The organism is Janthinobacterium aquaticum, assembly GCF_009208565.1.
Lineage (GTDB): Bacteria > Pseudomonadota > Gammaproteobacteria > Burkholderiales > Burkholderiaceae_D > Janthinobacterium.
In genome coordinates this window covers 261991-275990 of record NZ_WFLK01000001.1, presented here as the reverse complement: position 1 = coordinate 275990, position 14000 = coordinate 261991, and the positions used below count along the sequence as shown (strand labels likewise).

Sequence of the window (14000 nt, the reverse complement as noted above, 5' to 3'; positions counted from 1 at the left end):
GATTACGGCCTGCGGCCTAATCCGACCTACGCGCCATCACCGAGTGCCATCACCGTGCGCCGGCTCCAGTCGCGCCGTTCCAGCAGCAGGGCGGTCAGCTGCGCTGCCGTCATCGGACGGGCAAAGAAATAGCCCTGCACATTGTCGCAGCCGGCCTGGCGCAGGAATTCCACCTGCTGCGGCGTTTCCACGCCTTCGGCCACCACCTTCAGGTTCAGGCTGTGGGCCATGGCGATAATGGCTGTGATGATCGCTTCGCCTTCGCCGGGCAGGTCGTGCACGAAGCTGCGGTCGATCTTCAGCTGGTCGATCGGCAGGCGCTTGAGGTAGGACATCGAAGAGTAGCCGGTGCCGAAGTCGTCGATCGACAGATGGATGCCGGCTTCCTGCAGGCGGCGCATCAGCTCCACATTGGCGTGCACGTTGTCCATCATGACGCCTTCGGTAATTTCCAGCTCCAGCAGCCCGTGCGGCAACTGCGTTTCTTCCAGGATGGCGCGTATATCGTCCATCAGGCCCGGCTCGCGCGCCTGGCAGGCAGACAGGTTGACCGCGACATGTTCAAGCGAATCGAGCAGCCCTGCCTTGCACCAGCTGGCCGCCTGGCGGCACGCGCTTTGCAGCACCCAGCGGCCCAGTTCAATGATGACGCCGCTTTCCTCGGCGACCGGAATAAATTCGTCCGGGGTCAGCGGACCGAGTTCACGGCAGTTCCAGCGGATCAGCGCTTCTACGCCGACGAGGCGGCCGCTGCGCAAATCGATCTGCGGCTGGTAGTGCAGATACAGCTCATCGTTTTGCAGCGCGCGGCGCAGGTTCGCTTCGATGCGCATGCGGCGCTGGGCGCGCTGTTCCATTTCGGCGCGAAACACCGCGTAGCGGTTCTTGCCGTCGTGCTTGGCGTAATACATGGCGGTATCGGCGTTGCGCGTCAACGTGGCGCCGTCCTGCGCGTCAAACGGATACAGGCTCATGCCGATGCTGGCGCTGACATACAGCTGGTGGCCCTGCAGCGCAAACGGCTCGGCCAGCGCGGCCAGCAGCTTGCGCGAGACGCAGGCCATCTCGGAGGCATCATCGGCCGGCTCGACAATCACCACGAACTCGTCGCCGCCGATGCGGCAGACGATATCGGTGCTGCGCACGATGGCCGTCAGGCGCCTGGCGACCAGCTGCAGCAACTGGTCGCCGCACTGGTGGCCCAGCGTATCGTTGACGATCTTGAAGTTGTCGAGGTCGAGCAGCAGCAGGCCCAGGCTGCTGTCCTGGCGGTCGGCACGCGCCATGGCGTAGGCCAGCGCCTCGTTGAATTCATGGCGGTTCGGCAGTTCGGTGACGGGGTCGACATGCGCCAGATAGTGCAGGTGATTCTCGGCCTGCTGCGCGGCCGAGCGCGTGCGTCGCACCATCAGGATCGCCACCGCGTAGGCAAACAGGCTGACCAGGCCGATATAGGCGGCCGCTTCGATCAGATCCTGATGCAGCGTGACGAGGTTGCTGCGCAGCAGCAGGGCGCCGCCGCCCGGCACCGGTGTCAGCAGCGTAGCATGATCGGCCAGCCAGTCGATCCGCATGCCCGCTTGCGGCGTCTTCGGTGCCGCGTCGCTGGCGGTGCGTGCGTAGCTGGCAAAGGGCGAACCGTAGGGACTGTAAAGCACGGCCTGTTCGATCTCTGGCGTACCCGACAGCCGCCCCAGAGCCTGCTCGGCGCCCAGGCGGTCATGCTGGCGCAGCTTGACCGACATCTCGGGCGCCAGCATGGCCGTTTGCAACGAAAGCGAGCGCTGCAGCGACCCTTGCAGGCAGATCAGCTGGAATATGATCAGCAGCAGGCTGGTACAGCTCATCAGAACAAACGCGGCCAGCAGATTGAAGCGGGCTACCTGCGCGCCGCGCATCCTGGCTGACGGCAGCTTCATACGTTCCATCATGCGGTTTTTCCTTGCCCTGCCATGCATTGTTTCCATTCTGGTGTAGCCGGTGGCGCAAGGGGCGCACCGTCTTGTCGAGGCCGACATATTGTCAGTTTGGCGCCTGAAAGTACAGGCGGGATGCAACTGTCTGTTACTGCGCGCCGTACTACAGGCGACAAGGGCATGCTGTCTTTGCAATACGCGCTGACAGCAATTTTAGCTTTTTTCTCCAGATTATGTTTTTTTAAAGGTTTCGTTGCCGTCAAGATTGCTTATCTAATTTATTGCAACTAATTGATTTTAATAAATTTTATTGACAAACCATCGTGGGCTATGGCCTTGCGTCGCGAGTTCGTCCATAATCCGCTGATGAATTGACCAGAGAGGAAGACTTGGAAACAAAACCAAAAATCGTTTTATCGTCGCAGGACCTGGAGCGCCTGGAAACACTGTTGTATGCGCTGGGCAATAGCCTGTCGCCGGACCGCGCCGCGCTGCTGGCCGAGCTGGGCCGGGCAGACGTGCTCGAGCCGCAGGAAATTCCGCCTACCGTGGTGACCATGAATTCGACGGTGCGCTTTACGGTGGAAGGTCGCGAGCAGTTCTGCCTGACGCTGGTGTATCCGAAAGATGTCGACGGCCAGGCCGACCGCATTTCCGTGCTGGCACCGGTCGGCAGCGCGCTGCTGGGCCTGTCAGTGGGCGACAGCATCAGCTGGCCGATGCCGGGCGGCGTGGTGCAGGTAAAGATCGAAGAGATCGTCTACCAGCCCGAACGCGCCGGCGAGTTTCACCGCTAGCGTGTGCCATGCGCACGGCGCCTGCCGTGCGTGGCAGACGCTCTCAGCTGTTTTTCTGCATCCGCACCACCACCCAGCCCGCTACCACCGTAAAGGTGACGATCACGGCGACAATGATCCAGAAGCCTTCCGGGTCCTGCGCCAGCGGTATGCCGCCCACGTTCATGCCCAGCATGCCGGCAATGATATTGATCGGCAGCGCCAGCACCGTCACGATGGTCAGCACGAACAGGCTGCGGCCGTTTTCCTCGTTGACACGCGCCGCGATTTCCTCCTGCAGCAGCTTGATGCGCTCCTGCAGCGAGGTCATGTCGCTCAGCACCACTGAAAACTCCTCGGTCGACTGGCGCAGGTCCAGGCTGTCGTGTTCCGACACCCACGAGGGCGGACGCTGCAGCAGCCGGAACAGGGCCGCCGGTTCCGGCGCCAGCAGGCGCTGCAGCCGCACCAGCACGCGCCGCATCGAACCGAGCACTTCGCGCTTGGGCACCAGCCGTCCGGCCAGCAGATTGTCTTCGATATCGTCGACGCGGGCGACCGCATCGCGCACGATATTGACCAGCACATCGGCTTGGTCGCGCAGCAGGTGCACCAGCAGTTCGACCGAGGAGCGGATCGGTTCGTGGTTCCGGATGACGGCCTGGCGCAGCCGCTCGATCGACTGCAGCGGCGCGCGGCGCGCCGTCAATACCAGGCTTTGCGTGACACTGGCCCACATGGTGGAAATGTCGGACGCTTCAAACGAAAAATTGTGCACTACATCGTTGACGACGGCGATCAGGCTGTTTTCAACATGCTCGATGCGCGTCGAGCGCGAGCCCTGGTGCAGCGTTTCGTAAAATTCGTCGGCCAGGCTGGTATGGGCCAGCAGCCATTTTTCGCTGGCCGCGTGCGACAGGTTGAAGTGCAGCCACAGGAACTGGCCCGGCGGGCGCGCCTCCTGCGCCAGCCAGGCCAGCGCTGCGCTCGAATCGAGTGCTACCGGCTGGGCTTCGCGGCCAAATAAAAAGCCCCAGACCAGGCCCGAAGTATCCGAACCATAGGTAAAGCCGGCAGTTTCCATCGTCATCGTGTTTGTTTTCCGCGCGCAGTCATTCGCAGTGATTGATACAGTAAATGATGCAGTATTGATCGTCGCGCGATTGTAGAGAATTTATATTACCGTGACATGACAAAGGCCACCTTGAAGGTGGCCTTTGCGCAATCATGCCGGCTTAACTGCGCCGCGGATCGTTGGGGCGGCGGTCGTCGCGGTTCGGCACGCCGTCGTGATCGCGGTCATGGCGGTCATAGCGGTCATCATGGCGATCCTGGCGGTTCGGGATGCCGTCGCGGTCACGGTCGCCGTTCGGACCGCGCGCGTTCCAGCGGCCCTGGTCCATCTGCCAGTGGCCGTTGCGCTGGCTCCAGCTTGGCGGCGCATACACATAGCCGGGGCGTTCGGCGATCCACACGCCCGGCGTCCAGGCGTAGCTGCGGGTGCGCCATTCCCAGTGTCCGGGCGCCCACACATAACCGGGGCGCGGACGCGGAATCGCTTCACGGCGCGGCGGCGGCGGGGCGATGCGGATTTCTTCATAGCGCACCGGCTGCGAGACGGCGACCCAGCCGCCCTGGTTCAGGCGCCAGCGATTGTTTTCCTGCACCCATTCGGCGCGGCGGTACTGGTTGCCGCTACGCTCGCGTAACCACTGGCCTTCATTCCACACGTGGCGCTGGCCGTTCCAGTTCCAGTAGCCGGGCGCCCAGACATAGCCGCTGCGCGGTGCCGGCACGCTTTCAAAGCGCGGCGCTGGCGGAGCGCTGCTGATAACGATGCTGACACTGGACCCTTGGGCCATCGCCTCGACCGGCGCAAACGCTGCGGTACTGATGGCCAGCATGGCTGCTGCATAGATGGTGATCGGTTTCATGGTTGGCTCCCTCGGTGATAATGTGAGGTGAACTATAGCCACTTGCGATACGTGTTTTCGGATTTGAATTAACTTATTACATTTGACACAAAACCATGCTGCCGTGTATCTGCGGCGGTAACAATTACAGCGTGCTGGCAGTGACGTTGCGCGACAGCTGCTGGCGCTCTTCGAGCAGCGACAGCTGCTTTTCCTGCGCCGTCATGCGCTTGGCGCTGACGGTCACCACATGCATCGTTTGCGCGGCGCTGGCGGTCTCGCCGGCTTGCGGCTGCACGACACTGACATAGCTGGCCGAGCAGGCCAGGGCAACGGCGACGACAAACATGGCTTCGAAGTTTTTCAGCGCTTTCATGATGTTTCCTTTCAGTGGCGGGTTGGCGATGTATGTACTGTAGGTCAGCCGGCCGGCGTGTTCCACGCGCTTGCGACCAGTTGCGCTTTTTGCAGGATAAAGCGTCAAAATGCGGCGCTGGAAGGCGCTCGCTGCGTTTCTGGCGTCGCCACCGCAGGAATTGAGGGACAATTAGCCCTGTATCCGGGCTTATGAGTGCAGTTGCTTCATGGCATTCTTTATCTTCAGGCCATGCTGGCGTGATCGGTCGTGCCCGGCCTGCTAGAATCGGCAGGGCAGGCGCCTGGCGCCAAGCGGCAGAGCTCAGGCGCGCCGGGCATCTCTACATCATCAGGAGTCTTACATGTTCCAATTGTTTGGTTTTGGCGGCGCCCGTTGCCCCCGTTGCGAACACAAGAATGCTGCCGCTGCCGCTTACTGCGCCGAGTGCGGCCTGTCGCTGGGCGCGCCCGGCAACGATGCGGTGCTGCACGCCAACGAGTGGCGCCTGGCCGACGACCAGCTGGCGCTGTTTTTCGGCGTGCGCGAACTGTCCTCGCTGTTCGGCGCGCCCGGCCGGCGCCTGCAGGTGCCGGCCGGCACGCGCGCCTGGATCGTGCAGGGCGACGCTATTACGCCGGTGCCGCCGGCAGACTACGATTCGGCCAGCTTTTTTGCGCGCCTGCCGCAATTGATGCCGGCGCGCCCGGCCGAAGTGCTGCTGGCGCGCGCCGATGCGCTGGCGCTGGCGTTCGAGCTGGACCTGGCCAGCACCGAGCAGCTGGCGGTGGCAGCCAGCGTGCAGATCGATATCGCGCTGGGCCAGCCCGAAGCGTTCGCGCGCCAGTTCATGCGCGCCCCCGGCGCCGTGACGCTGGCCCATCTGCACGCCTTGCTGCTGCCTTCGGTGCGCCAGATTGCGCTGGAATTCATCGGTTCGCGCGCGCTGCGCGAGATGCAGGCCGATGCCGACCTGCGGCCGCAGTTCGACGAGCGGCTGCAAACGGCGCTGACGCAGCGCCTGGCGCCGTCGGGACTGGCAGCAGCACGCGTGCAGACGACGGCGCTGCGCCATCAGAAAGCTGCGGCCGGAGAGGGCAGCGACGCGCCCATCGGCACGCTGTGGTTGGGGGGCTTGCCGCCCGATGGCGAGGCGGGGCAGGACAACGCGCACTACGACGAACAGCAATGGCAGCGCATCGCACGCGAGGAAATGGCGGTGCGCCATGCGCTGCGGCGCAGCGAGCTGGAGCAGGAAGCGCGTGCGGGCCAGGCCGAGCTTTCGCACCAGGAAGCCGAGCGCCGGCAGGCGCTGCGCGGACGCCAGATCGACCTGTATGGCCGCATCCTGGAAGCGAAATCGCGCCGCCAGGCGCTCGACCATGGCGCGGCGCTGGCGGTGGCCGAGCTGGAGCAGGAACTGGCCAGGAAGGGCGCGGCGCAGGCCGATGAGGCGGCTGGCTGGGCGCATTTGCAGGCGATGGCGGCGATCAGGATGCGCAGCGAACTCGAACTGTCGCAATTGAATGGGCGCGAACAGCTGCAGCTGGCGCAGCAGCGCTTTACGCACCAGGTACACCTGCAGTCGATCAGCCAGCAGATGGAAAGCGCGCTGCTGATCGACGATGAAACGCAGCGCCGCACGCAACTGGCGCGGCTGCGCCAGAGCGAAATGGCGGCGGCCCGGCGCGAAGCGGAGCTCGAAGCCGAGCAACACAAGGCCGCCTGGCAGGGGCTGGCGCTGGCCAACGCGGCGCGCCAGCGCGAAGCGCAGCGGCTGCAGGAGTGGGAAGACCAGATGCAGCTGGCGCGCCAGCGCGAACTGCTGCGTGCCGAGGCGCACAAGGACGAGGCGGCGCAGGTGCAGGCGGCCGACGTGGCGGAAAAAGTGGCGGCGCTGCGCCGCGCCGGCGCGCGCGAGGACGCCGTCGCCCAGCAGGAAAAGCTGATGCGCACCATCGAGGCCGATGGCGTGCACGCGCGCCAGCTGCAGCAGCAAGCGCACCTGGCGCAGCTCGATGCGCTGCAGATCGAAGAGCAGCGCCAGCAACTGCGCCAGCTTGAGCAGGAGGCGCAGTGGCAGCGCGAGCTGCTGGCGATGGGGCAGCAGCGCGAGCACGACCATGCGCGCTGGAAGAGCGACTATGAGTCGCTGGTGGCGCAGCAGGCGCATGCGGCCGAACTGGCGCGCATCGAGATCGACCGGGTCGAAAAAGTCGGCACCCTCAGCGATACCGGCAAGGTAGCGCTGGCGGCCGGCCCCAATGCGGCCGTGCTGGCGCAGGTGCTGAAAACCCAGCTGCAGGCCGGCATGAGCGCCGAACAGATCCATGCGCTGGCGGCGCTGGCGGCTGCGGAAAACAGCGTGGCCCCGCTGGACGCCATGCGCATGGCGCAAGAGGGCGCCAGCCAGGAGCGCGCCTATCTGCAGGAACAGGCCGAGCGCGAACGGCGCGCCCAGCTCGAACTGATCAATCTGCACAATACGGCGCACGGCCAGGCGCTGGCGGCCCAGGCGCAGCTGGGCGTGGCGGTGGCGCAGGCGGTGCTGCCCGGCCAGGCTGCCGGCGCCATGGCCGGCCGCTGCGCCAATGGCCACCTGCTGCGCATCGGCCATCCGGAAGACAAATTTTGCGCCGCCTGCGGTGTGGCGCTGCAGCCTTGATGGAAGCTTCACTTTAGATGATGCAAAAAGCACGAGACAAACTGCGCGAACTGCGCGCCCTGCATGACGACGGGCTGCTCAGCGAACAGGAATTCGAACACCGCAAGAACGCCATCCTCGATGCCGAATATGCGCCCCCCGGTGCTTCGGCGCCGGCGCCGCTGCCGGTGCGCCAGGGCACCGAACTGGGATTGATGGCGGGCCAGGAAATCGGCCCGCAAAACCGCCGTTACCGGCTCGAACGGCTGATCGGCACCGGCGGCATGGGCCAGGTATGGCAGGCCACCGACCTGGCCACGCATGCCGAACTGGGCAGCAGCGAAATGGTGGCGCTCAAGATCCTGCCGCCGCAGTTGACGCAAAGCCCGACCCACGCCCGCCTGCTGATCGAGGAAGCGACCCAGGCGCGCAAGCTGGCGCACGAGCATATCGTGCGCGTCTACGAGTGGGCGCAGGACCCGGCCACCGCCAGCTACTTCATCATCATGGAATGCCTGGACGGCGAGGATCTCGAACATTACCTGGCGCGCGAGGGCAGGCTGACGCTGCCGGCAGTGCAGCAGCTGCTGGCGCCGGTGGCCGAAGCGCTGTCGTATGCGTGGGAAAAGCACAAGCTGGTACACCGCGACATCAAGCCGGGCAATGTGTTCCTGACCGCTGGCGGCGAAGTCAAGCTGCTCGACTACGGCATCGCCTCGCGCGTGCGCAACGCCGGCAGCAGCATCGGCCTGGAAACGCCCAACGCCGGCACCGACGGCTATCGCGCGCCGGAAGCAGGCGCCTACCAGCGCCAGCCCAGCCCGCGCCTCGACGTGTATGCGGTGTCGGTCATGATCTACCAGATGCTCGAAGGACGCATGCCGTTCGACGAGGTGCGCCAAGCCGGCCATTTGCCGTCGGCGCCGCAGGCGCTTAACGCCACGCAGTGGCAGGTGCTGCAGAACGGTTTCTCGATGACGCCCGAACTGCGTGCGCAGTCGGTGCAGGCGCTGCTGGAGAGCCTGGAACGCGCCGCCGGTCCAACCGCCGAGGAGTTGCTGGAGCAGGCGCGCCAGGAGCGCGCACGCGAGGCGCAGCGCCAGCAGCAGGCGGCGCTTGAAGCGCAGCAGGCCAGGGAAGCGGCGCGCAAGCTCGAAGAAGAACAGGCGCAGCGGCGCCAGGCCGAAGCGCATGCGGCGGCGCTGGAAAAGCAGCGGCTGGACAAAGTGCGCCGCGAGCAGGAAGCGCAGCGCCAGCGCGAAGCCGATGAGGCGCGCAAGCTGCGCAAGGAGGCGCTGCGCGGCCAGCTGCGCGCGCGCCGCGAAGCCGATGCCGCGTCGGCGCTGCTGGCGCACCAGGAACTGCAGCGCAAGGCGGTGCAGGCCAAGGCGGAAGCAGCTTACCGCGCCGAGCAGGAGCGCGCGCGCAGGGAGGCTGCCGAGAAGGCGCAGGCCAGCCGCGCCGCTTCACCGGTCGAACCGTCGCCCGAGGCGTCGCCTGAGGCCAGTGCTGCACCAGTAACAGCGCCAGCATCGATCCCCGCTGCCGACGGCCTGCTGCGCGACGATTTCCTCGATGGCAGCGGCCAGGGCCCCGAGCTGGTGCTGATTCCCAGCGGCCGTTTCCAGATGGGCTCAAACGAGGAAGAGCACAAGGCGGCGATGCGCGCCGGGGCGCAAAAAAGCTGGCTGGAGCGTGAAATGCCGCAGCACTGGGTCGGCATCGCACAGCCGTTTGCGCTGGCGCGCCATCCGGTCAGCGTCGGCGAATGGCGCGTTTTTGTGCGCGCCACCGGCTGGAACGGCGGGCTCGAGACCAACTGGGAAAAACCCGGCTTCGTGCAGACCGACCTGCATCCGGTAGTCGGCGTGAGCTGGAACGACGCGCAGCTGTACCTGGCCTGGCTCGGCGAAAAGACCGGCCAGCGCTATCGGCTGCCCAGCGAAGCCGAATGGGAATACGCCTGCCGCGCCGGCAGCCGCACCGCCTTCCATACCGGCGAGACCATCAGCACCGAGCAGGCCAACTACGACGGCCTGTATATCTACAATGGCGGCGAGCGCGGACAGTATCGCGGCGGCACCACGGCGCAAGGCGTTTTTGCGCCCAACGCCTGGGGTCTGTACGACATGCACGGCAATGTCTGGGAGTGGGTACAGGATAGTGTGCATGACAACTACCAGGGCGCCCCCGTTGACGGCAGCGCCTGGGAGGACGGCGCCGACAGCAGCCGGCGCATCCTGCGCGGCGGCTCCTGGCTGTACCATCCGCGCTACCTGCGCTCGGCGCTGCGCAACGGTTATTCGGCAGTGCTGTCGAACGATATCGTGGGCTTTCGCGTGGCGCGCGAGGTCGGGTAATTTTGCCGGCGGCCCTCTCCTTTGACAGGCTGCGCAAAACCGGCAAAGCGTGTAAATTGAGGCTTTCTTAACGCAGCAAGGAACGCCATGACCATCACAGCCATCCGCGACCAGTCGCAACCCATGCGCCATATCGTGCACGTGCGCGACCATATCATCTCTGCCGACGCCAGCGTGGCCGAAGGCGGCGGCGATTCCGGCCCTTCGCCGCACGACCTGTACGACGCGGCGCTGTCGGCCTGCAAGGCGCTGACGGTGCTGTGGTATGCGAAACACAAGAATATTGCGCTGGAAAACGTCGAAGTGACCACCGAGCGCGACGCCAGCGACGAGCGCAAGGGCGTCTATCGCCTGGCCGTCAGCCTGCACCTGACCGGCGACCTGTCGGACGCGCAGCGCGAGGAATTGCTGGCGGTGGCCGGCAAATGCCCGATCCACAAGCTGATGACGGCCGTGACCACCGAAGTGACGACGGTGCTGGCATGAGCGCGATCCTGAAAAGCCACGAGAAGGACCTGGGCGGCGGCTTCGTGGTGCGCCGTTTGTTGCCGTCAGCCGTCAAGCAGGCGGTCGGCCCGTTTATCTTCTTCGACCATTTCGGCCCGATCGATGTGGCGCCCGACGCCAACCACGATGTGCGCCCGCATCCGCATATCGGCCTGGCTACCGTGACCTATCTGTTCGAAGGTGCGATCGACCACCGCGACAGCATCGGTTCAATCCAGCGCATCGAACCCGGTGCGATCAACCTGATGACGGCCGGGCGCGGCATCGTCCATTCCGAGCGCACGCCGGCCGACCTGGCCGGCCAGCCGCACCGCACGCATGGCCTGCAGCTGTGGGCCGCGCTGCCCAAGGCCAACGAGGAGGATGCGCCGGCTTTCACGCATACGCCGCAGGCCGACATTCCCGTGGTGCCGCTCGACGGCGCCGTGGTCAAGGTACTGATCGGCAGCGCCTACGGTCAGACTTCGCCGGTAGCCACCTGCATGCCGACGCTGTACCTGGACGTGGTGCTCGAAGCCGGACGCAGCCTGTCGCTGGAGGGCCTGCCGGCCGAAGCGGCCGTCTACCCGGTCAGCGGCGAGGTGCTGCTCGACGGCGTGGCGCTGGCGCCGCACACCATGGCCTTGCTCGATACCGGCGCGGCGCCGGTGGTCACGGCCGGCGACGGTCGCGCGCAGCTGGTGGTAATCGGCGGCGCGCCGCTGGATGGGCCGCGCCATATTTTCTGGAACTTCGTCTCGTCGAGCAAGGAGCGCCTGGCGCAGGCGGCCGACGACTGGAGCGCGCAGCGCATGGGCCAGGTGCCGGGCGAGACCGAGTTTATCCGGCTGCCCAAGACGCCAGTGCGCCCACCGCCGCAGTTTCTGTAACACTCAAGGCGCGCTGCCGTAGCGCCACATATGCTGCCAGCGTAGCAGGCTTTCCCAGGCTTGCCTGATTGCGCTGGCCGTCTGCTGCGCCAGTTCCACCAGCAGCGCGCTGCAGCGCTGCCAATGCACGCCATTAAAAAACACATGGTCGGCCACCACTACCGCCGCCAGCCAGGCGGCGGCGATCACGATCAGATCATGCCGGCCGCTTTTCCACCAGCGCAGCGAGTGGCGGCGGATAATCCACGGCACGCCCAGCGGATTGGGCCAGTCGGCCAGCAGGTGCATGATGCCGCCGGCGGCAAAACCGAACAGCGGCGGCGCCCACAGGTGGTGCGGCAGTTGCAGGTAGGTATAGACCAGCAGGGCGATCCACGCCAGGCCCCAGTGGGTCCAGGTGCGGTGCGTGATCCACAGCTTGTGCGTGCGCGCCCACCACGCCACTTCCATCCAGTCCGGCGCCGTGCCGCCGAGCGCACCCATTAAAAACGCGGCAATCGACAGCAGGTGATACGGCCCGCCTGCATCGGCGTGCGCCACCAGCGCTGCGGCGATCACGCCGGCAGCCCAGCCGGTCGCATGATGCGCTTTGTTGGAAGCCATGGAAAATGTAAAACGCTTTCGTGGCGCTTTGTAAAATCATAGAGTTGGTTGCTGGATGAATATACAGTACACAAGGGTAATAGACGAGGCTATTTGCACAAGATGTGTAAATTATTTGTTAAATGCGGGGTGATTTTTAACCCCAAAGCAGGCGCTGGGGTGAGCTGGTAGGTCGGATTGGCGCGCAAGCGCGTAATCCGACAACACCAACGGCCGTGCCAACAATGTTGTCGGATTACGGCCCCTTTGGGGCCTGATCCGACCTACGTGATGTTCACTGGCTAGCTACAGAACAATGGCCTAAACCGTCAGCGCAGCGCCAACGTCATCGCGTAGCCCGGCGCCGTCGGTGCGGATAATCCAGCATTCGGGATAAGGCTCGCTGGCCAGGCGGTGGTGGCGACCCAGGCCGGCCAGGCTGGCCAGCGCAGTGGTGGGCGCCAGTGCGGTTTCGCGGTCGCTGGTCGGGTCCAGATGCCAGAAGCCGCCGTGGCGGTGGAACAGCAGTGGCAGGGCGGCTGCCTGGGGTGCAGCGTGGCCGGCATCGTGAGGCAGAGTGGGGCGCGTTTCCGGTTGCAGCAGAAAAAAGCATTCAGCCTGCGCACCCTGGTCGAGGCGGTGCAGGATCACGCCGTGCGGCAAAATGGCAGTCACGCCCAGTACCACGATATTGCGGATGCTGGCCGACAGTTCAATCCGCATGCCCGGGCGCAGCGGCACGGGCTTGTGCTTGCCGGGCCAGGCGCCGTCGAGCAGCAGGCCGTAGCGCGACACGTCTTCGATCTCGAAGCCGGACTGGCCACGGCGGATAATCGCATGTCTGCCCGACAGGCGCCGGGTCAGGCCGTTGTTGTCCTGGCCGTCGGCGCTGAAATGGCTGAGCAGTACATCGCTTTCCGGGTCCACCAGTTCAAAGCGGCCGAGCACGCATTCGTCAAGCGCAAACAGGCGCAGCTGGCGCTGTGCGCCGCTTTCCGGTGCGGCGTTGACGATGCAGGCGGCCTGGCTGCGATGCGGATGCTGGTCGCTGCTGCGCGGGATGTCGACCTCGATCAGTTCTTCGTCCCAGGCGATGGTGGTAAAACCCATATCGACCTTGCCTTGTGGGGCCGACAGGTCGACGTGGGCGATGCCGGCGTTGCGCGCCGTGATATCGAGATTGCAGCCGTCGCCGCCCGTTACGCGGGCAATTGACGCATCGTCGGCCATGACGCGCACGTTTTTGTGGGTGCTGAGGAAGATCTGGTGGATTTCCGTCAGCGTGGCGTCGCGGCGCGGCACCAGGATCACGAATGTGCACACCCATTTCTGCACGATGGCGCCGTCGCGGTGGCTTTGCAGTTCGACGTCGATCTGGTACTGGCCGTGCTCCTTGTTGCGGGACGAGAAGTCGACAAATACCGGGCGCCAGTCGCCGCGCGTGGTGCGCGCCACGTCGTGCTGCACGGCGCCGCGCGGGATCAGTTCGGAGCGCAGGCGCAGCGTCAGCTGAGGCGCCGCTTGCGCAGTCATGCCGCGCAGCTCCATTTTCAGCGTCTGCCGGCCGCCGGCGGCGCGCGGGTCGAAGCCGCTGATATGCAGGTGCGCCTGCACTGCCTGCGAGAACGGGCGCATGGGCGCAGCCGATGGCGCCGCTGCCGGTGCCGGTGTTGCTTGCACGCGCTCGGGCGGGGCCTTGCTATAGGTGTTTTGGGTAACGGCAACAGCAGGCGCAGGCGCGCGCGTACCCGCCGTTGCCGATTGCTCGGAACGGGCGCTGCGCATTGCGTTCAGCAGGTCATAGCTGCTTGGTTCGGCGCTGGTTTGCGGGTGGTTGCCCGCGCAGGCGCTTTCCCCAGGCAAGACCCAGAACGTACAGTGCGGGTGCTGCGGGTTGCTGCATTTTTTCATGTCATTCTGACTCGAACCATCTGGGGCTTGGCGCCCTCTGTCGTAGCAGCAAGCTTACGCGCTTTTGCTTCGATTGGGAATCGGCACTTCCTGTCAAATGCCGCTTTTTGCGGCATATATGCGACGATAAAGCCCGATTTGAAATTCTTCTTGGAAACTATTGCATT

The 14000-nt window shown here is 65.1% G+C and carries 10 protein-coding genes and 1 pseudogene; 5 read left to right on the top strand and 6 right to left on the bottom strand.

Annotation, left to right across the window (positions count from 1 at the left end):
• Window positions 1-26: 26 nt before the first annotated feature.
• Window positions 27-1931: a putative bifunctional diguanylate cyclase/phosphodiesterase gene (locus GCM43_RS01170; protein WP_152241678.1), complete on the bottom strand. Its 1905-nt coding sequence runs from the start codon at window positions 1929-1931 to the stop codon at window positions 27-29.
• Window positions 1932-2305: 374 nt separating this feature from the next.
• Between GCM43_RS01170 and rnk the strand changes: the two genes are divergently transcribed.
• Window positions 2306-2713, top strand: coding sequence for a nucleoside diphosphate kinase regulator (rnk, locus tag GCM43_RS01165; protein WP_152241677.1), 408 nt, complete (start codon window positions 2306-2308; stop codon window positions 2711-2713).
• 43 nt (window positions 2714-2756) lie between these two features.
• Here rnk and GCM43_RS01160 read toward each other — a convergent pair whose 3' ends face one another.
• From GCM43_RS01160 to GCM43_RS01150, 3 genes are all read right to left on the bottom strand, one after another.
• Entirely contained in the window at window positions 2757-3782 is a 1026-nt protein-coding gene (locus GCM43_RS01160) for a transporter (RefSeq protein WP_413770917.1), read from the bottom strand.
• Between the two features lie 145 nt (window positions 3783-3927).
• The gene (locus GCM43_RS01155) at window positions 3928-4626 is read right to left on the bottom strand and encodes a YXWGXW repeat-containing protein (protein WP_152241676.1); all 699 of its coding nucleotides are present in this window, start codon (window positions 4624-4626) and stop codon (window positions 3928-3930) included.
• A 124-nt stretch (window positions 4627-4750) separates the two neighbouring features.
• Entirely contained in the window at window positions 4751-4981 is a 231-nt protein-coding gene (locus tag GCM43_RS01150; protein ID WP_152241675.1) for a hypothetical protein, read from the bottom strand.
• Window positions 4982-5324: 343 nt separating this feature from the next.
• Between GCM43_RS01150 and GCM43_RS01145 the strand changes: the two genes are divergently transcribed.
• From GCM43_RS01145 to GCM43_RS01130, 4 genes are all read left to right on the top strand, one after another.
• Window positions 5325-7625 (top strand): coiled-coil domain-containing protein, encoded by a 2301-nt coding sequence (locus tag GCM43_RS01145; protein WP_152241674.1) that lies wholly within the window; start codon window positions 5325-5327, stop codon window positions 7623-7625.
• Window positions 7626-7642: 17 nt separating this feature from the next.
• Entirely contained in the window at window positions 7643-9964 is a 2322-nt protein-coding gene (locus GCM43_RS01140) for a bifunctional serine/threonine-protein kinase/formylglycine-generating enzyme family protein (protein ID WP_152241673.1), read from the top strand.
• Between the two features lie 87 nt (window positions 9965-10051).
• A complete protein-coding gene (locus tag GCM43_RS01135; RefSeq protein WP_152241672.1) occupies window positions 10052-10450 on the top strand; it encodes an OsmC family protein in 399 nt (132 codons plus the stop codon).
• Window positions 10447-11340 (top strand): pirin family protein, encoded by an 894-nt coding sequence (locus tag GCM43_RS01130; RefSeq protein WP_152241671.1) that lies wholly within the window; start codon window positions 10447-10449, stop codon window positions 11338-11340. The genes GCM43_RS01135 and GCM43_RS01130 overlap by 4 nt, the downstream gene beginning before the upstream one ends.
• Before the next feature lie 120 nt (window positions 11341-11460).
• Here the strand turns inward: GCM43_RS01130 and GCM43_RS01125 are convergent.
• Window positions 11461-11943: pseudogene (locus GCM43_RS01125) on the bottom strand (metal-dependent hydrolase); the annotation flags it as partial.
• Between the two features lie 300 nt (window positions 11944-12243).
• Window positions 12244-13833, bottom strand: a complete 1590-nt coding sequence (locus tag GCM43_RS01120; RefSeq protein ID WP_226929260.1) for an FHA domain-containing protein — start codon at window positions 13831-13833, stop codon at window positions 12244-12246.
• Window positions 13834-14000: the final 167 nt, after the last annotated feature.

Bases quoted from the DNA above. Each gene is read 5' to 3' on its own strand.
- GCM43_RS01140 (WP_152241673.1), top strand. From the start codon at position 7,643: ATGATGCAAAAAGCACGAGACAAACTGCGCGAACTGCGCGCCCTGCAT.
- GCM43_RS01135 (WP_152241672.1), top strand. From the start codon at position 10,052: ATGACCATCACAGCCATCCGCGACCAGTCGCAACCCATGCGCCATATC.
- GCM43_RS01155 (WP_152241676.1), bottom strand. From the start codon at position 4,626: ATGAAACCGATCACCATCTATGCAGCAGCCATGCTGGCCATCAGTACC.
- GCM43_RS01170 (WP_152241678.1), bottom strand. From the start codon at position 1,931: ATGATGGAACGTATGAAGCTGCCGTCAGCCAGGATGCGCGGCGCGCAG.
- GCM43_RS01130 (WP_152241671.1), top strand. From the start codon at position 10,447: ATGAGCGCGATCCTGAAAAGCCACGAGAAGGACCTGGGCGGCGGCTTC.
- GCM43_RS01160 (WP_413770917.1), bottom strand. From the start codon at position 3,782: ATGACGATGGAAACTGCCGGCTTTACCTATGGTTCGGATACTTCGGGC.
- GCM43_RS01120 (WP_226929260.1), bottom strand. From the start codon at position 13,833: ATGAAAAAATGCAGCAACCCGCAGCACCCGCACTGTACGTTCTGGGTC.
- GCM43_RS01145 (WP_152241674.1), top strand. From the start codon at position 5,325: ATGTTCCAATTGTTTGGTTTTGGCGGCGCCCGTTGCCCCCGTTGCGAA.
- GCM43_RS01150 (WP_152241675.1), bottom strand. From the start codon at position 4,981: ATGAAAGCGCTGAAAAACTTCGAAGCCATGTTTGTCGTCGCCGTTGCC.